The organism is Streptomyces sp. JH002, assembly GCF_050916115.1.
Taxonomy (GTDB): Bacteria; Actinomycetota; Actinomycetes; order Streptomycetales; family Streptomycetaceae; genus Streptomyces; species Streptomyces xiamenensis.
In genome coordinates, this window is the sequence record NZ_CP087989.1 from 3,156,810 (window position 1) to 3,177,283 (window position 20,474).

At 73.8% G+C, this 20,474-nt stretch carries 15 protein-coding genes; 6 read left to right on the forward strand and 9 right to left on the reverse strand.

The annotated features are described in order from the left end of the window. Nucleotides 1-16: 16 nt before the first annotated feature. Nucleotides 17-1,006, reverse strand: a complete 990-nt coding sequence (locus H7827_RS14340) for an alpha-ketoacid dehydrogenase subunit beta (protein WP_386537693.1) — start codon at nt 1,004-1,006, stop codon at nt 17-19. A 1-nt stretch (nt 1,007) separates the two neighbouring features. Then, the gene (pdhA, locus tag H7827_RS14345) at nt 1,008-2,297 is read right to left on the reverse strand and encodes a pyruvate dehydrogenase (acetyl-transferring) E1 component subunit alpha (RefSeq protein ID WP_432745552.1); all 1,290 of its coding nucleotides are present in this window, start codon (nt 2,295-2,297) and stop codon (nt 1,008-1,010) included. A gap of 368 nt (nt 2,298-2,665) precedes the next feature. On the opposite strand from pdhA, the gene H7827_RS14350 reads away from it, so the two are divergent. From H7827_RS14350 to H7827_RS14370, 5 genes are all read left to right on the forward strand, one after another. Further along, a complete protein-coding gene (locus H7827_RS14350) occupies nt 2,666-3,367 on the forward strand; it encodes a response regulator (RefSeq protein WP_200365900.1) in 702 nt (233 codons plus the stop codon). 72 nt (nt 3,368-3,439) lie between these two features. After that, the gene (locus tag H7827_RS14355) at nt 3,440-3,826 is read left to right on the forward strand and encodes a pyridoxamine 5'-phosphate oxidase family protein (protein ID WP_386537690.1); all 387 of its coding nucleotides are present in this window, start codon (nt 3,440-3,442) and stop codon (nt 3,824-3,826) included. A gap of 62 nt (nt 3,827-3,888) precedes the next feature. Next, nucleotides 3,889-4,647, forward strand: coding sequence for an IclR family transcriptional regulator (locus H7827_RS14360; RefSeq protein WP_432745554.1), 759 nt, complete (start codon nt 3,889-3,891; stop codon nt 4,645-4,647). Next, nucleotides 4,647-5,858, forward strand: a complete 1,212-nt coding sequence (locus H7827_RS14365) for a CaiB/BaiF CoA transferase family protein (protein ID WP_432745556.1) — start codon at nt 4,647-4,649, stop codon at nt 5,856-5,858. The genes H7827_RS14360 and H7827_RS14365 overlap by 1 nt, the downstream gene beginning before the upstream one ends. Beyond that, nucleotides 5,855-6,730 carry a citryl-CoA lyase gene (locus tag H7827_RS14370; protein ID WP_432745558.1) on the forward strand — a complete coding sequence of 292 codons (876 nt, stop codon included), beginning with the start codon at nt 5,855-5,857 and terminating at the stop codon, nt 6,728-6,730. The genes H7827_RS14365 and H7827_RS14370 overlap by 4 nt, the downstream gene beginning before the upstream one ends. A 102-nt stretch (nt 6,731-6,832) precedes the next feature. On the opposite strand, the gene H7827_RS14375 is transcribed toward H7827_RS14370, so the two are convergent. Together H7827_RS14375 and H7827_RS14380 are read right to left on the reverse strand one after the other, a co-directional pair. Further along, nucleotides 6,833-7,903, reverse strand: a complete 1,071-nt coding sequence (locus tag H7827_RS14375; RefSeq protein ID WP_432745560.1) for a phosphotransferase — start codon at nt 7,901-7,903, stop codon at nt 6,833-6,835. A gap of 23 nt (nt 7,904-7,926) precedes the next feature. After that, complete coding sequence (locus H7827_RS14380; RefSeq protein ID WP_432745562.1) at nt 7,927-9,630, reverse strand: protein kinase domain-containing protein; 1,704 nt, start codon at nt 9,628-9,630, stop codon at nt 7,927-7,929. Between the two features lie 192 nt (nt 9,631-9,822). Between H7827_RS14380 and H7827_RS14385 the strand changes: the two genes are divergently transcribed. After that, complete coding sequence (locus tag H7827_RS14385) at nt 9,823-11,463, forward strand: protein kinase domain-containing protein (protein ID WP_432745564.1); 1,641 nt, start codon at nt 9,823-9,825, stop codon at nt 11,461-11,463. Nucleotides 11,464-11,467: 4 nt separating this feature from the next. Here H7827_RS14385 and H7827_RS14390 read toward each other — a convergent pair whose 3' ends face one another. From H7827_RS14390 to H7827_RS14410, 5 genes are all read right to left on the reverse strand, one after another. Further along, nucleotides 11,468-12,292: a maleylpyruvate isomerase family mycothiol-dependent enzyme gene (locus tag H7827_RS14390; protein WP_386537679.1), complete on the reverse strand. Its 825-nt coding sequence runs from the start codon at nt 12,290-12,292 to the stop codon at nt 11,468-11,470. A gap of 182 nt (nt 12,293-12,474) precedes the next feature. Next, a complete protein-coding gene (locus H7827_RS14395; protein WP_432745567.1) occupies nt 12,475-13,773 on the reverse strand; it encodes a M18 family aminopeptidase in 1,299 nt (432 codons plus the stop codon). 97 nt (nt 13,774-13,870) lie between these two features. Next, on the reverse strand, nt 13,871-15,298 hold the full coding sequence (locus H7827_RS14400; protein WP_432745569.1) for a DUF6177 family protein: 1,428 nt from the start codon (nt 15,296-15,298) through the stop codon (nt 13,871-13,873). 22 nt (nt 15,299-15,320) lie between these two features. Further along, nucleotides 15,321-19,355: a type VII secretion protein EccCa gene (eccCa, locus tag H7827_RS14405; protein WP_432745571.1), complete on the reverse strand. Its 4,035-nt coding sequence runs from the start codon at nt 19,353-19,355 to the stop codon at nt 15,321-15,323. Next, nucleotides 19,352-20,470 (reverse strand): hypothetical protein, encoded by a 1,119-nt coding sequence (locus tag H7827_RS14410; protein WP_432745573.1) that lies wholly within the window; start codon nt 20,468-20,470, stop codon nt 19,352-19,354. The genes eccCa and H7827_RS14410 overlap by 4 nt, the downstream gene beginning before the upstream one ends. Nucleotides 20,471-20,474: the final 4 nt, after the last annotated feature.

The following is a 20,474-nucleotide window of genomic DNA, read 5'->3' on the forward strand; positions in this document are numbered from 1 at the left end:
CGCTCCTCAGCCTCTCTCAGTACGCCAGCGAGCGGTCGACACTGTCGAGCACCCTGTCGAGCCCGGGGAGGTAGTCCTCCTCAAGTCGCGCCGGCGGATACGGGGAGTGGAAGCCGCCCACCCGCAGCACCGGGGCTTCCAGATGATAAAAGCACCGTTCTGATATCCGCGCGGCCACTTCCGCCCCGGCCCCGAAGAACACCGGCGCCTCGTGCACCGTCACCAGCCGGCCCGTCTTCTCCACGGAGCGCTGCACGGTGTCGAAGTCGATCGGGGAGATCGAACGCAGGTCGATCACCTCCACCGACCGGCCCTCCTCCTGCGCGACCGCCGCCGCCTGGAGCGCGGTGCGCACGGTCGGCCCGTACGCCACCAGGGTGAGGTCAGAGCCGGGGCGCACCACGCGCGCCGCGTGCAGCGGCCCGGGGATGCCGGACGTGTTGACCTCGCCCTTGTCCCAGTAGCGGGACTTGGGCTCGAAGAAGATCACCGGGTCGTCGCACTCGATGGCCTGGCGCAGCATCCAGTAGGCGTCGTCGGCGTTCGAGGGGGAGACGATCTTGAGCCCGGCGACGTGCGCGAACAGCGCCTCGGGCGATTCGCTGTGGTGCTCCACCGCGCCGATGCCGCCCGCGTACGGGATGCGGATGACGACCGGCAGCTTGACCTTGCCCAGTGAGCGCGCGTGCATCTTGGCCAGCTGGGTGACGATCTGGTCGTAGGCGGGGAAGACGAAACCGTCGAACTGGATCTCCGCCACCGGCCGGTAGCCACGCAGCGCGAGGCCGATCGCGGTGCCGATGATGCCGGACTCGGCGAGCGGGGTGTCGATGACCCGCTCCTCGCCGAAGTCCTTCTGGAGGCCGTCGGTGATCCGGAAGACGCCGCCCAGCTTGCCGACGTCCTCGCCCATGACCAGGACCTTGGGGTCGGACTCCAGGGCGTTGCGCAGCGCGGTGTTCAGCGCCTTGGCAATCGGCAGCTTGGCTGTCGCCGAGTCGGCCATGTCAGTTCTCCTCCGGCTCGAACGAGGCGAGGTACGCGGCGTACTGGGCGCGTTCCTCGTCGACCAGGGCGTGGCCGTCCGCGTACACGTTCTCGAAGATGGCCATGCTGTCGGGGTCCGGCATGGTGCGGATGGTCTCCCGCACCCGGCGCCCCAGCACGTCGCTCTCCTCCTCGACCGCCGCGTAGAACGCGTCGTCCGCCGCGCCGGTCAGGTCGAGGTGGCGGCGCAGCCGCAGGATCGGGTCCTTGGCCTCCCACTGGGCCAGCTCGTCGTCGGGGCGGTAGCGGGTCGGATCGTCCGAGGTGGTGTGGGCGCCCATCCGGTAGGTGAACGCCTCGACGAGCATCGGGCCCTCGCCGGAGCGGGCGCGCTCGACGGCGGCGCGGGTCACGGCGAGCACCGCCAGCACGTCGTTGCCGTCCACCCGCACCCCGGGGAAGCCGTAGCCGGCCGCGCGCTGGTAGAGGGGCACCCGGGTCTGCCGTTCGGTGGGCTCGGAGATGGCCCACTGGTTGTTCTGGCAGAAGAAGACGATCGGCGCGTTGTAGACGGCGGAGAAGGTGAACGCCTCCGCCACGTCGCCCTGGCTGGAGGCACCGTCACCGAAGTAGGCGATGACGGCGGAGTCCGCGCCGTCCTTGGCCACTCCCATGGCGTAACCGGTGGCGTGCAGGGCCTGGGAGCCGATGACGATCGTGTAGAGGTGGAAGTTGTTGTCGCTGGGGTCCCAGCCGCCGTGGTTGACGCCCCGGAACATGCCCAGCAGGTTGGTGGGGTCCACCCCGCGGCACCAGGCGACGCCGTGCTCGCGGTAGGTCGGGAAGACGTAGTCGTCCGGGCGCAGGGCCCGGCCCGAACCGATCTGGGCGGCCTCCTGGCCCAGCAGCGAGGGCCACAGGCCCAGCTCGCCCTGGCGCTGGAGGGAGGTGGCCTCGGCGTCGAAGCGGCGGGTGAGCACCATGTCGCGGTAGAGGCCGCGCAGCCCGTCGGCGTCCAGGTCCAGCGCGTAGTCGGGATGCTCGACGCGTTCACCCTCGGGAGTGAGCAGCTGGACCATGGCGGGCCGGTCCTGCGGGCCGCCGGCCGCCGTGCCCCGGGCCGTCGTCCGCCGCGCGGTGGCCGCCTTCTCGCCCGCGGTCTTCTTGCCCGCGCTCTTCTTGGCCGGCGCCTTGGTGGCCGCGGTCTTCTTCGCCGCGGTTTTCTTCGCCGCGGTCTTTTTGGCGGCCGTCTTCTTGGCGGCGGTGCCCCGGCGCGGCGTGCCGCGTTCGGCGGTGCTCTCCACGGTCACTTGCTCCTCCGTCGGTCCGGCTCCCGGGGTCGTCCGGGCAGCCAGTGCGGCTCGCTCGGCCCCGTACGGCGCACGGGGTCGGGTGCGGCGCGGACGGATCCGAGCGGTACTGGATTGTCCCGTCCGGCGGCCCGCTAGAAGCACGGTACCCATTGTGCTCACAAGCCGCGAAACCACCCCTGACCTGCGGATTTACCTGGATTTCCAAGTAAATCGCGGAGGGTGGGGACGATCCGCGGAAAACACCGTGGTCACAGCCTCGCAAGTGCCTGGGACATGCGCACGTTATCCCCGCCACCCGGCGGAGCGGAAGGGTGATGCACGGGTGATGCGGGGCGGCGTTCGGGGAGCTGTGTGAAACTGAGCCCGTGCCCGAAGACGGAAAAATCACTGTATTCCTGCTTGATGACCACGAGGTGGTCCGGCGCGGGGTGCACGAGCTGCTGTCGATGGAATCGGACATCGAGGTGGTCGGCGAGGCCGGCACCGCCGCCGACGCGCTGGTCCGGATCCCGGCCACCCGCCCCGACGTGGCCGTCCTGGACGTCCGCCTCCCGGACGGCAGCGGGGTGGAGGTCTGCCGCGAGATCCGCTCGCGCGACGAGTCCATCGCCTGCCTGATGCTCACCTCCTACGCGGACGACGAGGCCCTGTTCGACGCGATCATGGCGGGCGCCGCCGGCTATGTCCTGAAAGCCATCCGGGGCACGGAGCTGCTGTCCGCGGTGCGGGACGTGGCCGCCGGGAAGTCCCTGCTGGACCCGGTCGCCACCCAGCGGGTGCTGGAGCGGCTGCGCGGCGGCACCACCGAGGACGCGCCCGACGACCGCACCGCCCGGCTGACCGACCAGGAGCGGCGGATCCTGGATCTGATCGGCGAGGGGCTGACCAACCGGGCGATCGGCGAGCGGCTGCACCTGGCCGAGAAGACCATCAAGAACTACGTCTCCAGCCTGCTGTCCAAGCTGGGCATGGAACGCCGTTCCCAGGCCGCCGCGTTCGTCGCCCGGCGGCAGGCCGAACGCGAGAGCCGGCGCGGCGCGGGGAGCACGGGCGGCGCCCCGGAATAGGGCCGTTCGCCCCCCGCCCCCGGGACCTTTCCCCCGTGTGGGCGCGTGGCGCGCGCGGGCAGGGTGGGGGACATGTATGCCGTTCCACCCGCCGATGACCAGCTGACCCAGGCTCTGCGGCTGCTGCCGCGCGCCCCGCACGGCCGGGCCGCGGTGACCCGGCACGCCCTGCCGTACATCGTCCCCGCCTGGCACCGGCTGGCGGACGACGGCAGGACGGTGCTGCTGCGCATCGCCGCCGGCGCCCTGGAGGGCGGGCGGCTGATCGACGGCACGGTGGTGGCGTACGAGACCAACAGCCGGGACGCCGGCGAGTCGCTGCACCCCTGGGGGGTGCAGGTGATCGGCACCGCCCGCGCGCTGGTCCCCTCGCCGGGCGAGCGGGGCGCCTTCCCCCCGCATCCCGCCGCCCCGCACTATCTGCGGCTGACCCCGACGCTGGCCACGGTGCGGCACTGATCTGCCCGTACCACCAGGTGGAACACTTGTGCCGTTCAGCGGTTCGATGATGTGATGCCGCCATGCCGGAAACCGACCAGGGCGGGGTCCGCAGCGTGCAACGCGCCGTGGATCTGCTCGCCCTCTACGACGCAGAACACCCCAGCCGCTCGGTCCGGGAGCTGGTCACCGCCACCGGTCTCCCCAAGTCCACCGTGGTGCGCCTGGTCCACACCCTCGAACAGTGCGGCCTGCTGTGGAGCCGCGGTGACGGCCGCACCGTCCCCGGCCCCGGACTCCTGCGCTGGGCCGAACTCGCCCGCACCACCTGGCAGCTGCCCGAGGAGGCCCTGCAACGGCTGCGCGAACTGAGCGAGGCCAGCGGCGGCGAGAGCATCGGCCTGTACGTACGGCAGCGCGACGTCCGGGTCTGCGTCGCCCGCCACGAGGGCAACCGCACCCTGCGCCACGTCGTGCGGGTCGGCGCCGAGATGCCGCTGTGGGCCGGCGCCGCCTCGCACGTCCTGCTCTCCCGCGCCGAACCCGCCGAGATCACCGCCGTCGCCGCCCACGGACCGCACCGCGAATGGGCCGACACCCTCGGGGAACGCGCCCGGCGCGCCGCCGCGCGCGGCTGGTCCGTCAGCCACGGCGAGCGCGAGCCCGGGGTGTCCGGCGCCGCCGCCCCCGTCTTCGACGCCGCCGGCCGGCTGGTGGCGGCCGTCGCGCTGGGCGGGCCCACCGTCCGGTTCACCGACGAGGCCATCGCCGGCTTCGTCCCCGCCCTGCTGGACACCGCCCGGGCGCTCACCGCCCTCGGCTCGATCGGAGGCACCGCCTGATGACGCCCCCCACCCCGCTGCTCGACGGCGTCCGCGTCCTGGACCTCACCAACGTCCTGGCGGGCCCGTTCGCCGGCTACCAGCTCGCACTCCAGGGCGCCGACGTCATCAAGGTCGAGATGCCCGGCAGCGGCGACCTCGCCCGCCAGCTCGGCGCCGACCGCACCCTGTCCGAGGAGCTGCTGGGCGCCTCCTTCCTCGCCCAGAACGGCGGAAAGCGCTCCCTCACCCTCAACCTGAAGGACCCCGAGGGCCGCGCCGCCCTGCTGCGCGCCGTGCGCACCGCCGACGTCCTGCTGGAGAACTTCCGCCCCGGCGTCCTGGACCGGCTCGGCCTGGGGTGGGAGACACTGCGCGCCGAGAACCCCGCACTCGTCTACTGCGCCATCTCCGGCTTCGGCCAGACCGGACCACTGCGCGACCGGCCCGCCTACGACCAGATCATCCAGGGCCTCAGCGGCATGATGAGCGTCACCGGCACCCCGGACACCGCGCCGCTGCGGGCCGGCTTCCCGGTCGCCGACACCCTGGGCGGCATGGCCGCCGCGTACGCCGTCACCGCCGCCCTGGTACGGCGCGGCCGGACGGGCGAAGGCGCGTTCGTCGACGTCTCCATGCTGGAGTCGGCGCTCACCGCCCTGGGCTGGGTGACCTCCAACTACCTCATCACCGGCCGCGCGCCGCAGCCGATGGGCAACGAGAACTTCACCGCCGCCCCCTCGGGCACCTTCCGCACCGCGGACGGACACCTCAACATCGCCGCCAACCGGCAGCAGCAGTACGCCACCCTGTGCCGGCTCACCGGCCGGGAGGATCTGATCACCGACGCCCGGTTCGCACACCCCGCCGACCGCAAGACCCACCGCGAGGAGCTGCGCGCCGAGCTGGAGTCGGCGCTGGCCGCGCGCGGGGCCGCCGCGTGGGAGGAGATCCTGTCCGCCGCCGGGGTCCCGGCCGCCCGGGTGCTGTCCGTGCCCGACGCGCTGGACCTGGACCAGCTCGCGGAACGGGACTTCGTCCACGAACTGCCCTTCCCCGGCGACCGGGACCGCCCGCTGCGGGTCCTGGGCGGGCCCCTGCGGGTGGACGGCGCGCCCCCGGTGCCCCCGGCCAGACCGCCGCTGCTGGGCGAACACACCGACACCGTCCTCGCCGAACTCGGCTACAGCGCGGCGGACATCGACGAACTCAGGGAACGGGGCGCGATATGAGCGAGCACGCCGACAGCACCGGCGGCACCGCGGCCGACCGCACGCGCGACACCCCGGCCGACCGCACCGAGACCGCCGTCACCGACTACTGGTCCACGGCCGTCAGCCGCATCCGCCCCGGCGAGATCCTGCTGCGCGGCTACCCCGTCGAGCAGCTCATCGGCGACATCACCTTCGCCGAACAGATCTGGCTGCTGCTGCGCGGCGACCTGCCCACCCCCGTCCAGGGCCGGCTGCTGGAGGCCGCGCTCGTGGCGGCCGTCGACCACGGCCCGCAGGCGCCGTCCATCGCCGCCGCCCGGATGGCCGCCACCTGCGGCGTCGGCCTCAACAGCGCCGTCGCCACCGGCGCGGGACTGCTCGGCGACGTGCACGGCGGCGCCGGCCAGCAGTGCATGGAGGTGCTGGCCCGCATCACCGGCGGGGACGACGCCCGCGCCGTCGTCGCCGAGTACCGGGCCAAGCGCGCGTACCTGCCCGGCTTCGGGCACCGCTTCCACCCGCGCGATCCGCGCCGCGACCCGCTGCTCGCCCTGGTGACGCGGGCGGTGGAGAGCGGCGAGGTGCCCGGGGACGCGCTCGCCGCCGGCCTCGCGCTGGAGGCGGCGCTGGCCGAGGGACGGAGCCGGCCCGTCCCGATGAACATCGACGGCGCCACCGCCATCATCTACGCCGAACTCGGCTTCCCGCCCGAGCTGGGGCGCGGCCTGTTCGTCCTCTCCCGCAGCGTCGGCATCCTGGCGCACGCCTGGGAGGAGAAGGAGAGCGGCACCCGCATCAAGGGCCCGCTGCCCCGGCCCCTGCTGGCCGGATACCACGGCCCCGCACCACGCGACCTGGGCCCGCGCGGCGGCGAGGAGGCACGCGGATAGGCCGTCCCTTCCAGATCCTCGCGGGACGGGCCACAGGGGGCGCCCGCCGGCGTCAGCCCGGGCAGCGGCCCGCACCGCGAGGATCCACCAGGGACGACCCGGTCAGTCGCAGAAGGCGTCCCGCACCGACCGCCGGTGCCCGGTCCACCACACCACCAGGGCCGAGGCCGCCGCGAACTGCGGATCGGTGCGGGTGTCGCCGCGCTCGTAGTGCCAGCGCAGCATCCAGAAGTCGTTCAGCCGCTCCCACCACACCCGGTGCACCGCCGCCGCCAGCTCCGCCGGATCCGCGCCCGCCGCGATGCGGTAGGCCCGGGCGTACGCGCTGATCTTGGACAGCTCCAGCGAACCGTCGGGCCGCAGGAAGAAGATCGCCGCCGCCCGCACCGCCTCCTCCGCGCGCGGGCGTATCCCCAGCCGGTCCCAGTCGATGATCGCCAGCGGATCGGCCGGCCCCTCCGCCCGGTACAGCAGGTTCAGCGGGTGGAAATCGCCGTGCACCCACCCCGCCGCGGGTATCTCGGTCACCCCCGGGCGCAGACCCCCGTACCGCCGCAGCAGCGCGCGCCGCTCCAGCAGCCGGTGCTCGGCCAGCTCGTCGAAGCCGCTGCGGCGCGGCCGGTGCCGTACCCGGGCGAGCAGATCGTCGATCACCTGGTGCGTCTCGTGCGGGCAGGCCGCGGTGACCCGGCCCGTGGCCGGTGCCGCGCCCGCGGGGGCCGTGCGCAGTATGACCCGTTCCAGCGCCCGGTGGACCAGGCCCAGCAGCGCGCCCAGCCGCCGGCAGTCCGCGCGGCCCAGGTCGCCGCCGGCCCGGTGCCGCCCGTCGATCCACGGGTGCAGCGAGAAGCAGTGGCCGGCCAGCAGCGTGACCGTGGCGCCGTCGCGGTCGGCCAGCGGCGGGGCGACGGGCAGGCCCAGGGCGGCCAGTTCGGCGGTGGCGCGGTGCTGGCGGGGCAGCGGCAGGACGGTGTCCGGGTCACCGGCCAGGTGCTGCTTGAGGAAGTACCGGCCACGGGTGGTGGCCAGCCGGTAGCCGCGGTTGAGCAGCCCCTCGGACAGGGGCTGGCAGGACAGCGGCTCGCCCGTCCCGTACCGGCGGGCCAGGGCGTGCAGCGCCGCACGGCCGGATAACTCCCGTGCGGCGGGGCGTGCGGGCGTACGGACGGTCAAGGCGGTGCAGGGTCCGGGCCGGGTCAGCTGGACCCCTCGAGGAGGCCACCGCTCTCGCCGCCGCCTGCCGCCGGGCCGCCGCCGGAGGGACCGCCCGCCGGGCCGCCGGACGCGTCCTGCCCGCCGTCACCCGGATCGGTGGTCGTGCTCCCGGACGAGGGGTCCGTCTCGCTCCCGCCCTGGTCGGCACCGTCGGCGCCGTTGTTCTCACCGGCCGCGCCCTCGGTGTCCTCCGAGCCGTTGCCCGCCGAGGTGTCGGTGGGGTCGGGGGAGCCGGAGTCCGTGTTCTCGGAGTCGGTCGGCTCGCCGGTGTCCTCGTTGGCCGGCGGGTCGTAGCTCCCGCCGCCACCACTGCTGTTGGAGTTGCCACCACCCGGGTTCCACTGGAAGTCGTCGTCGGCCGGCGGATCCTCCTCGGCGGTGTCCGTCTCCTCGTCGTCCGCCGGGTCGTCGGCCTCGCCTGTGGGGTCGCTGACCTGCTCGTTGTCGATGGGGGGCTTCTCCCCACCGTCGTCGCCGAGGTTGGCGGCGATCAACGCGCCCACACCGATGCCCACCACGGCGAGCACCGCCACCACGATCATCATCCCGCGCCGGCCGCGGCGGCCCGAGGAGCCGCCGTCGTACCGGTCGTACCCGTCGCCGCCCGCGTCGGGGTGGCCCAGCAGCAGCGGCGAGGTGTGGATGGCGCTGGTCGGCGCGTCGTTGCGGGAGGCGGCCGGGGTGCCCATCGGCGGGGTGCCGCCGGGCGTCACCGAGCCGGTGTTCCACAGCCCGGCGGTGTGACTGCCGTGCTCCTCCAGCATCCGCACCGCGTACTGCACCAGCGCGCGCATCTCCTCGGCCGTCTGGAACCGGTCGTCCGGGTCCTTGGCGAGGGAGCGCATCACCAGGCCGTCCAGCTCCGGCGGCGCCTGCGGGTTGACCTCGGAGGCCAGCGCCGGCATGTCCTGGACGTGCTGGTAGACGACGGACAGCGGGGTCTCGCCGACGAACGGGGGACGCAGCGCCAGCAGCTCGTACAGCATGCAGCCGACCGCGTACAGGTCGGAGCGGGTGTCGATGGTCTTGCCGAGCGCCTGCTCGGGGGACAGATACTGCGGGGTGCCCATCACCATGCCGGTCTGCGTCATGGTCTGGGCCGCGCCGTGCAGGGCACGGGCGATGCCGAAGTCCATGACCTTCACCGCGCCGGAGTCGGTGAGGGAGACGTTGGCGGGCTTGATGTCACGGTGCACGATGCCGTGCTGGTGGCTGTAGGCGAGCGCCTCCAGCACACCGGAGACGATGTGCAGGGCCTGGCCGACGGTGGGCGGCTCGGCGCCCATCAGCACTTCCCGGATGGTCTGGCCCTCGACCAGCTCCATCACCATGTACGGGACGACGTTGCGGCCGACGGTCTCCTCGCCGGAGTCGTACACGGCGACCACCGCGTGGTGGTTCAGGCCGGCCACCGACTGGGCCTCGCGCGTGAAGCGGGCCTTGGAGACCGGGTCCTCGGCGAGATCGGCGCGCAGCAGCTTGACCGCGACCGTACGGCCCAGGCGCACGTCCTCGGCGGCGAACACCTCCGCCATGCCGCCGCGCCCCAGGCGGTGCGTGAGCCGGTAACGGCCGTCACCCACCAGCCCGGCGTTTCCCCACATCTCGGGAGAGTCCGGCACTTCGCTGGCGGTCCCCCCGGCCTCATCCCCGCCCGGGCCCGACGCGCCTTGCTCCTGTGCCATCAGTCCTCGCCGTTGTCGCCGCGTGTCCAATCGCCATCAAACCCGTTCGGGGGTGGCGCTGACAAGTTGAGTATTGATGCGGTCGTTATCCGCCGCCACGCCGAGCCCGGAACGCGGGTCCGTATGATACGGGCGGGGATCCGGGGCCTTTCGCGCCCGGAACACTCCATATGCCTAGGGGGATCAGTACCGATGAATGACCAGGCCCGTCCGCCTGCGGACTTGACCGGCCGCACGGTGGGCGGCGGGCGCTACGTGCTGCGGGCCCTGCTGGGGCGCGGCGGCATGGCGTCCGTGCACCTGGCGTGGGACACGGTGCTGGAGCGGCAGGTCGCGATCAAGACCATGCACTCCGAGCTGGGCAGCGAGCGGGACTTCCGGGAGCGCTTCAAGCGCGAGGCCCAGTCGGTCGCCAAGCTCACCCACACCAACATCGTCTCGGTCTTCGACACCGGCGAGGACCTGCAGGGCGAGTCCCCTGTCCCCTACATCGTCATGGAGTTCGTCGAGGGCAGGCCGCTGCGCGACCTCCTGGACGAGGACGTCGAGCAGTACGGGGCGATGCCCGCCGCCACCGCGCTGCGGATCACCGCCGATGTGCTGGCCGCGCTGGACATCAGCCACGAGATGGGGCTGGTGCACCGCGACATCAAGCCCGGCAACGTGATGATCGCCAAGCGCGGCGGCACGGTGAAGGTCATGGACTTCGGCATCGCGCGGGCGATGCAGTCCAGCGGCACCGCCATGACCCAGACCGGCATGGTCGTCGGCACCCCGCAGTACCTGTCGCCCGAGCAGGCGCTGGGGCGCGGCGTCGACGCCCGCTCCGACCTGTACTCGGTGGGCGTCATGCTGTTCGAGCTGCTCACCGGGCGGCTGCCGTTCGACGCGGACAATCCGCTGGCCATCGCGTACGCGCATGTGCAGGAGGAGCCGCCGGCCCCGTCCACGGTGAACACGGCGCTGCCGCCCGCGGTGGACGCGCTGGTCGGCCGGGCGCTGCGCAAGAACCCCAACGAGCGCTTCCCCTCCGCCGAGGAGCTGCGCGCCGAGTGCCTGCGGGTGGCGGGCACACTGAGCGGCGAGGCACCGCGCATCGACCCGGCCGCCGCGGCGCCGGGCAACAGCGGGGCCGGGATAGCCGCGTCGGTGTACCCGCAGTTCGGCGCCCCGACCCCGCCGTCGGTCGCGCAGGCCGGCCCGGCCACGCCCCTCGCCTCGCCGTACGCGCCCGGCGGCTACGGCTACCCGCAGCCGGGCCACGGCCCCGGCACCCCCGCGCCGTACGCGATCACGCCCACCGTGCCGGTGTCACCCGGCGGCGGTGCCGCCGGTGCGGGCGGCGGTCGGCGCGGCGCGGTGGGCGTGGTGATCGCGGCGGTGGTGGCGATCGCGGTGGTCGCGGCGGTGGCCGTGTTCTCGCTGCTGAACGGCGAGGGAGACAAGGGCTCGGATGCGGGGGGCGGTTCGGACACGGGTGCCGAGGACGTGACCGACAACGAGACCGAACGGGAGCCCCGCTTCAAGGAGGGCGACCCGGAGAAGGTCATCGACGCGACCTCCTGCGTGCACGCCAACGACTACTGGGACCAGGACGGGAGCCCCGGTACGAAGTCCACCCCCAACTTCTACGGCTTCCACATCAACTCCGTGAAGGAGTGCATCCGCTCGGCCGGCTGGCGCTACGAGGAGAACCTCGTCTACAAGGACGAGGTGCTGCTGGGCGAGAACATGGTCGTCAACCAGACCCCGGCACGCGGTGAGCCCTTCGACCCCGAGGAGATGGTCATCGAACTGACCGTCTCCACCGGCCGGGAGCCCGACCGCGGCTGAGGCGTCAGGGCGTGACCGAGAAGTTGGCGAGAATCCGCCCCGCCAGCTCCTCGTCGCCCTCGATCTTCACCTTGTCGGCGACCCGGCGGGCCCGGGTACGGCCGCAGGCCAGCCGGAAGTAGGTCTCCCAGTCGAGGGTGAAGGTGACCACCGGGCCCAGCGACGGGCTGCGGTCCACCGAACCCTGGCCCTCCTCGTCGACCCGGACCGTCCGCAGGAACTCCACCGGCCCGTGCACGTCGAAGACCACGGCCGACTTCTTCGGCGCCTGCGCGTCGTGGGCCACGACCTTCGGGAGCATGCCGAGCAGCACGTCGCGGCTGATGACCGCCGCGTCCGTGGCGAGGTTGCCGGGCTTGCCGAGCGCGCGCCGCAGATCCTGCTCGTGCACCCACACGTCGAAGGCGCGCACCTTCAGGAACATCTCCAGCGTCATGTCGCCCAGCACAGGGTGCGACAGCTCGTGCCCCGGGTCGCGCTTCTCGTTCCGCAGCTGCCGGGAGCGGCGGATGATCGTGTACTCCAGCTCGCTGGTCATCTCCGGCCCGGTGTGGTGGCGGCGGACATCCACCTGCACCTCGGTGTAGCGGCCCGCCTCACTGCGTACGTGGTAGAGGTCGCGCGGCAGGGAGTGGATGGGGCGCGGGTCGCCGAGCGCCTCGCACTCGCTGCCGATGACATGCGAGATGACGTCCCGCACGGACCAGCCGGGGCATTCGGTGGCGCGATTCCACTCGCCGCCCACCAGCTCCGATGCCAGCTCGGATATCGCCTCGATCGACTGGGTCCAGGCATCGATGGACGGTTGCAGGCTGGGATGCACGGTCACGGGGCCCCTCGTGGCGATCGTCGCTTGGAGTATTCACACGGTACGCCGCTCGCGCGGGACCGGTGAATGCCTTGAGTGAGTCAAATCCTAGGGTGCGAACGCCTGTCAGTTCGAGGGGTTGCCGGGGCCGGTCCGCACCGTGGTGCGGACCGGCCCCGCTTCGCGCCCCCGTGGCAGCGGACTCAGTGCCCCAGGAAGGACGTCATGGTGTTCGCCAGCAGGTACGGGTCGGCGGCGCCGCACAGCTCGCGCGCGGAGTGCATGGACAGGATCGCCACCCCGATGTCGACGGTGCTGATGCCGTGCCGGGCCGCGGTGATCGGCCCGATGGTGGTGCCGCACGGCACGGCGTTGTTGGACACGAACGTCTGCCACGGCACCCCCGCCCGCTCGCATGCCTCGGCGAACACGGCCCGGCCCCGCCCGTCCGTGGCGTACCGCTGGTTGACGTTCACCTTGAGGATCGGCCCCAGGCCCGGCATGGGGTGGTGGCCCGGCTCGTGCCGCTCGGCGTAGTTGGGGTGGACGGCGTGCCCGGTGTCCGAGGACAGGCAGAACGTTCCCGCCAGCGCCCGCGCCCGGTCCTCGGGCGTGCCTCCCCGCGCGTAGACCGAGCGCTCCAGCACCGAACCCAGCAGCGGCCCGCCCGCCCCGGTGTCCGACTCGCTGCCGCACTCCTCGTGGTCGAATGCGGCGAACACCGGGATGGCGGTGGGCTCCGCCCCGGCGGCGGCGATGAGCGCGGCGACCCCGGCGTGCACGGACAGCAGGTTGTCCATCCGCGGCCCGGCCACCAGCTCGCGGTCCTTGCCGAGATAGGCGGGCGCCTCGACGCTGTGCGCCATCAGGTCCCACCCGGCGACCTGCCCGGCCTCGACGCCGGCCTCGGCGGCGAGGAACTCGATCAGCTCGCCCTCCCGCGGCTCACCCAGGCCCCACAGGGGGGTCATGTGCTGCTGCCGGTCGAGCTTGAGCCCGTCGTTGACACCGCGGTCCAGGTGGATGGCCAGCTGCGGCACCCGCAGCAGCGCCCGGTCCACGTGCACCAGCACGCTGTTGCCGCCGCGCAGCGACAGCCGCCCGGACAGGCCCAGGTCGCGGTCGAGCCAGGTGTTGAGCAGCGTGCCGCCGTACACCTCGACGGCGATCTGCTTCCAGCCGTGCCGCCCGCTGTCCGGCACCGGCTTGACCCGCAGGTTCGGCGAGTCGGTGTGCGCGCCGACGATCCGGAACGGGGTGGCCGGGGTGGCGCCCTCGGGCACGTACCAGGCGATGATCGCCCCACCCCGGGCGACGAACTTCCCCCCGCTCTCCCCGTCCCAGGCGGCCTCCTCCGCGACCTGCCGGAAGCCGGCCTTCTCCAGCCGCTGCGCGGCATTGGCCACCGCGTGGTACGGCGAAGGCGTCGCGCCGAGGAACCCCATGAGGTCGTCGGTGTGCGCGAGATCGAAGGGTCTGGACGAAGAAGGCGAAGAACTCATACCCCTCAGCATACGAATCCCCCGAATGCCACCTTCCGCCGAGAGCACGCACGACGGACACCACCCCCGCCGGCCGTGGTCCGCCCGGGCCAGGCCGTCAGCCGCCGGCCGCCGCCCGCCCCCGCTCCGGGTCGGCACTGTGCAGATGCGCCATGAGGTGCTGGAACACCTGCCAGTCGCCGTCCGGGACCGGGTAGTACAGCCCGGGCCGCTCCGCCGGGTCCAGCCGCACGGGGGTGGTGGACACGGGTGGGCGCAGCGCGTGCGGCAGCCCGATGCGGTGCACGTCGTCCGCCCCGAGCGCGAACGCCAGCGGCGCGGGCCCGGCCTCCAGCTGGGCGGGCACCGCGAGATCGGCACGGGCCCGGCGGTGCTGCGCCAGCAGCGACACCAGGCCGTACCGGGCGGACAGCTCCCCGGCCAGCTCGGGCAGGCCGAGCACCTCGGCGGGGGCGTCGCCCGCCCGCCCGAGCGCGAAGGTGACCTCCTCCTCCACGCCGCCCGTGGTGATCCGCACCCGCAGGGTGGCGATCGCCGCCGCGCCCTCGGGATGCCCCACGACCACCAGCCAGGTCGGCTTCGGTGCCCGGCCCCGCACCAGGCCGGTCAGTTCCTCCCGCGACCACGGAAGCGCCGCCGGCTCGCAGGTCCCCCACCCCGCGGGCGGTCCGCCCGTCAGCGCCCGCCACACCGTCTCCAGCGGCCCGCCCAGCAGCAGTTCCCGTTCGGCGGGCCGCCGGGTGGTGAAGGTGAGCAGCAGTTGCCGCTCCTCGCTCACCGCCGCCCGCGGCACCCCGTCCAGGAACTGCGGCGCGGGCGTGCCGGTCGCGGCGAACGCCCCGTCCTGCCAGCGCAGTACGGACCCGGACAGCCCGTCGTAGTACCCGCCCGCGCCGTCCTGCACCACCCACCGGTTGGGCAGCCCGCCCAGCAGCGAACGCGTCGGCAGGGACAGCCGGGCACCGCGCGGGGTCACGATCTGCAGCGCCCGTCCCGCGGCCTGCGCCGCCCGCAGCGCGTCGCCCAGCCAGGCCGTCGCCGCCACCAGCGGCCGCTCCTGGATGACGACGGCCGCGCTGTCCGTCAGCACGTCCACCGCGGGCTGCGCCGCGGCCGGGGCCGCCGCGCCGACCACGCCGGTCACCGGGGCCTCGCCGCCGTCGGGCGGCACCGCCCCCGGGGGCCACACCGTGCCGCCGAGACGGCGCGCCAGCCGGGCGGCGATGATCCCGGCCAGCTCCGGCGCCCGCCGCGTACCGGTGGCGGCCCGCACCTCCGTCCACCACACCGGGCCGCTCACCGCCGCCTCCGCTCCCAGCAGCCGGGCCACCTCGCCAGGCAGCCGCACCAGCATCGGCGCCTCGACCGACACCACCGGCCTGCCTTGCCCGTCGCAGAGCTGGAGCAGCGCCCCCTGGGCCCGCTCGGCCGACAGCAGCGTGTCGGGGCCGCCGGCCATCAGGCCGGCCACCAGACTCCACGGGTCGGGCATCCGCTCGGTGAGCGCGATGACGTCCGTCGTCACTCTTCCTCCCCCTGCGCGGTGGTCACCGCTGCTCCGGTTCGCGGGCCAGCGCGGTCTGCACGAGCCGGTGCGGCTCCCCACGGCGTACGAACGTGCCGCGCCCCGGCGGCTGGGCCTTGGCGTAGAGACCGGGGAACAGCTGGCCCTCGGAACGGTCGCCGGTCATCACCAGCGCCGAGGTGCCGCTCTCCCGCAGCGTCATCAGGAACGGCTCGTACATCGCCCGGGACGCCCCGGCCACCCGCCGGGTCACCACGAAGTGCAGCCCGATGTCCTGTGCCGAGGAGAGGTAGGGGACGAACGGGTCGAGCGGCTGCTGGCGCGCGGTGGTGAGGATGTCGTAGTCATCGACGACGACCACGATCCGGGGCCCGCCCGGCACCGCGCCGCCCGCCGCCAAGGCCTCCGGCGACAGCGTGTCGTCCGGCATCCGCTTGTCGAGTTCCCCGGCGATCCCGGCGGACAGCGCCGCCGCCAGCCGGGCGTTGTGCGCGTAGCCGCCCCGGTACGGCTCGGGAACGGCGCTGTGCAGCCCGCGCCGCGGATCCATCACCGCGAACACCAGCTCCTCGTCGCCGTACCGCTCCACCAGGCCGTCCACGATCAGCTTCAGCAGGTTGGTCTTGCCGCACTCGCTGTCGCCGAGGATCAGCAGATGCTGATCGCGTGCGAAGAGATCGAGCGGCAGCGGGCGCAGCGCGTTCTGGTCCAGGCCGATCGGCACGCGCAGCGGCTCGGCGGCCAGGCCGGGCAGCCGGCGTGCGGGCAGCCGGGTGGGCAGGACCCGTACCGGCGGCGCGCCCGGCCCCGACCAGGCGGCCCGCACGGCGCTCACCGCGCGTTCGACGGCGGCGCGCAGGTCGGTGTCGTCGGCCCTGGCGTCGATCCGCGGGAGCGCGGCGTGCGCGAACAGCTTGCCGTCGGTCAGCACCCGGCCCGGCTCGTCGGCGCTCAGGGTCTGGGCGAGGCGGCGTTCGATGCCGCTGTCGCCGGGGTCGTTCAGCCGCAGTTCGACGCGGGTGCCGAAGGTGGACTGGACGGCCAGGCGCGCGTCGTTCCAGCGCAGCATCGCGGCCACCACGTGGATGCCGTACCCGCCGCCGCGTCGCAGCAGTTCGCCGATGGTGTCCTCCAGGTCGGAGAACTCCTCCCGCAGTTCGCCGAAGCCGTCGATGACGAGCACGATGTCGGTGGAGCCCAGTTCGGGGAAGCCGCCGGCCGCGCGCAGCCGCCGCAGATGGTCGATCGAGTCGATGCCGTGCTCGCGGAACAGCTCCTCGCGGGCCGTCAGCATCGTGCGGATCTCCTCGACGGTGCGCGCGGCCCGTTCCCGGTCGGCCCGGCCCGCGACCCCGCCGGTGTGCGGCAGCCCGGCCATCGTCGCCAGTCCTCCGCCGACCAGGTCCAGTCCGTAGACGGCGGCCTGGTGCGGGGTGTGGCCCAGGGCCAGGGAGAGCATCAGGGTGCGCAGCAGGGTGGTCTTGCCCGACTGCGGGCCACCGATGATCGCCGCGTGCCCGCCGGCGCGGGTGAGGTCCAGGACCCACTGGCCCTGCCACTGTTTGCCGGGGTCATCCAGCAGCCCGAGCGGGATGCGCAGGGCGCCGCCCGCCGGAGGCCGGGAGAACCGCAGCCCCCGGGAGGCCGGGTCACCGGCCTCCAGCGGCCCGGCGACCGCGTCGAGCGGGAGCGCGGCCGGCAGCGGGGGCAGCCAGATCTGCGCCACGGGCGGGGCCGCGTGCTTGAGCTGGTCCACGACGGTGGCCAGCAGGCTGGGGCCGGCGGTGCGCCGGGCGGGAGCGGGTGCCGCGGGCTCCTCGCCGTCCTTCGACCCGTCCTGGCCGAGCGTGTTGTAGGCCGGGTACGGGAGGGCCCTGGGCCCGTCGTCCCGCGCGGTCCGCTCCTGCCGCACCGGCCGCTGGTAGGGCCCGGACACGTAACTGGCCTTGAAACGGTCGTACGCGCTGGTGTCGACCTTGAGGTAGCCGAAACCGGGCAGGGGCGGCAGGTGGAAGGCGTCCGGGGTGTCCAGGACGGTCCGTGACTCCTCCGGGGAGAACGTGCGCAGTCCCAGCCGGTAGGAGAGGTAGGTGTCCAGGCCCTTGAGCTTGCCGCCCTCGATGCGCTGGCTGGAGAGCAGCAGATGGACGCCGATGGACCGCCCGATCCGCCCGATCGACAGAAACAGGTCGATGAAGTCGGGCTTGGCGGTGAGGAGTTCGCCGAACTCGTCGATGACGACGAACAGGTGGGGCAGCGGCTCCAGTCCGGGGCGCTCCTCGCGGGCTGCGGCGTAGGCGGCGATGTCCGGCAGCTCACCGGCCCGCTTGAGCACCTGCTGGCGGCGCTGCACTTCGCCGGCCAGGCTGGCGTGCACGCGCTCCACCAGCCCCGCCTTGTTCTCCAGGTTGGTGATGACCCCGGCGACATGCGGCAGCGGCGCGAACGGCGCGAAGGTGGCACCGCCCTTGTAGTCCACCAGCACCATCGCCAGATCGTCCGGCGGATGCGTGGCGACCAGGGCCAGGACCAGGGTCCGCAGCAGCTCGCTCTTGCCCGAGCCCGTCGCCCCGACGCACAGCCCGTGCGGGCCCATGCCGAGTTCGGCGGACTCCTTCAGGTCGAGCAGCACGGGCTCCCGGGTGTCGCCCAGGCCGATCGGCACCCGCAGGAACGCCTGATCGCCGCGGCGCGGCGCCCACAGCCGGTCCAGGTCGAGTGCCCCCGGGTCCTCGACCCCCAGCTGGTCGCCGAAGTCCACCGGGCCCGAGAGCGGGGCGCCGGACGCGGCCGACTCGGGGGTGAGCCGCAGCGGGGCGAGCATCCGGGCCAGACCGGCCGCCCCGGCGGCCGTGACCTCGTTCAGGGTGCCGGTGAGCGTGACCGGTTCCTCGCCCCGCAGGTCCTCGACGGAGACGGCCGGCTCGCCGGCGGCGTCCCTGGTGACGGTGATCCGTACGGACACGTGCCCGGGTTCGTCGGTGCGTTCGGCGAGCGGGTACAGCACGGTGATGCCCATGTCGGTGAGCGACACCGCGTCATCGGGCCGGGCCAGCTCACCCGCGGTGCCGCCGTAGCCGTCGGCCACCACGACCATCCGCTTCGCCTGCCGCAGCGCCTCCCGCCCGGCCAGCCCGCGCCGTACCTCGGCGGCGAAGGTGGCCCGCTGCCGCAGCTCGCCGCCGAGCGCACGCGCCAGCTCCGGCAGCCCGGAGGCGATCCGCCGGGCGGGTACCGGCCCGTCGTGCTCCTCGCCGTCCAGGATGTGCGGCAGCCACTTCAGCCAGGCCCAGTCGCCCAGCCGCTCACGCGGGACGGCCAGGGCGAGCGCCACGTCGTCCGGGGCATGGCCGACAGCGGTCTGGGCGAGCAGCGTCCGCACCACGGCCAGCACATCGTCCCGCTCCCCCAGGACGCTGACGTGGCCCGCCCGGTCCAGCGGCACGGTCAGCGGCATCTCGGGGGCGGTGCTGAAGCGTTCGCGCAGCCCGGCGGCCTCATTGATCATGAACCGGTCCGGCGGGGTGAGCACCGAACCGCTCTTGGTCTCCAGGCGCAGCGCCCGGACCGGCACCTGGCCGGTGCCCAGCCGGGCGCGCAGGAAGTCACGGTCACCGCGGCGCCGCTCCCACAGCCGCGCCGGATCGGCCACCACGTCGTACAGGGCCTCGGGAGCGGGAGACAGCACCCGGGCCGCGGCCCGGCGGGCGCGGTCCTCCGCGCTCAGCTCCTCGCGCAGTTCCTCCAGGTACTCCAGGTAGCGCTCGCGCTGGGTGCGCCGCGTGCGCTGCGCCCGCCCCCGCTGGGAGAACAGCAGCCCGATGCCGCCGACCAGCGCGATCACCAGCACCACGGCGCCGATCACGGCGAACTGGCTGCTGCGGACGATGGTCATCATCGCCATCGAGCCCATCATCCCGGCCAGCGGCAGCAGCGAGGTGACGGCCGAGCCCGTCTTGCCCTCGGGGAGGTTGGGCGGTGCCTCGATGAGCCGCTCGGCGGGCTCGGGCAGCGGACGGGTGGTGCGCGCCGGCCGGTGCACCTGCCGGTTGCTCATCCGCCCACCCCGGCGGCCGTTCCGCCGCCCCTCGCTCCGCCCCGCCCCCGGGACATGGCCCGGTCCATGACCTCGGCGGCGAGCCCGAGCGCGGCCTGCCGCGTCGCGCGCCCGAGCAGTTCGGTGCGCACCTGCCCGCCCTCCGCCAGCGCCCGGTCGTAGGGCAGCGGGACGACGGCGGCGCCCCCCACGCCCAGATACTCGGCGGCCCTGCGGGCATCGACGCCCATGCCGGGGGAGGTGTGCGCGAGCGCCACCACCGTGGTGGGCAGCATGCTGCGGTGCAGCCCGCCGATCCAGTCCAGGACGGTACGGGTGGTGGCCACCCCGGCGGCGGTGGCCGGAGCGACCAGCACCCGCGCCTGGGTGGTGGTCAGCGCCGTCCTGGCGACCTCGGCGGGCAGCGTCTCGCAGTCCACGACGGTGGTGCCGAACCAACGCCGCAGCGAGGTCATCACGATCCGGTAGGAGTCGATGTCGAGCTGGGCACCGACAGCACCCTGGCTGCCGGGCAGCAGCCAGCCACCGCCCGCGTAGGGCAGCAGATAGCCCGTCACATCGGTGACCCGCATGGAGGGATCGAGGATCCGCGCCAGGTCGTGGAACGTCCAGCGGACCTCGCTGGCGCCGAGCAGCCGCGGCAGGGTACCCAGCGCCGGGTCGGCCTCGATGGCGAGCACCGGGTCGGCACGGTAGTGCGCGAAGGTCAGCCCCAGCAGCGCCGCCACCGTGGACTTCCCCGCACCACCGCGGATACTGGTGACCGCGATCTGCCGCCCGGTGGTGATGGGCTGTTGCACGGACCTGGCCAGCCGGGTGGCCTCCTCGGTGTCCCGCGCGGTGGACGACAGCCCGTCGCGCAGCGCCCGCACGGCCCGCCGGCCCAGCGGATCACCGTGCCGGGCACGCTGCCCCGCGCGCCGCACCGCGGGCGTCACCACGGGTACGGAGACGGGCGCGGGGAGCGGAGGAGCCGCCGCGGCGACGGGCCGATCGGCGGCCGGCGGCGCGGGCACAGCCGGAGGCTCGGGCCCGGGCGGCACCGCTTCGGCCGCCACCCCGCCCAACTCCTGAAAGACATCCCGCTGCCAATCCCCCGGTACCGGTGCGGACATCACC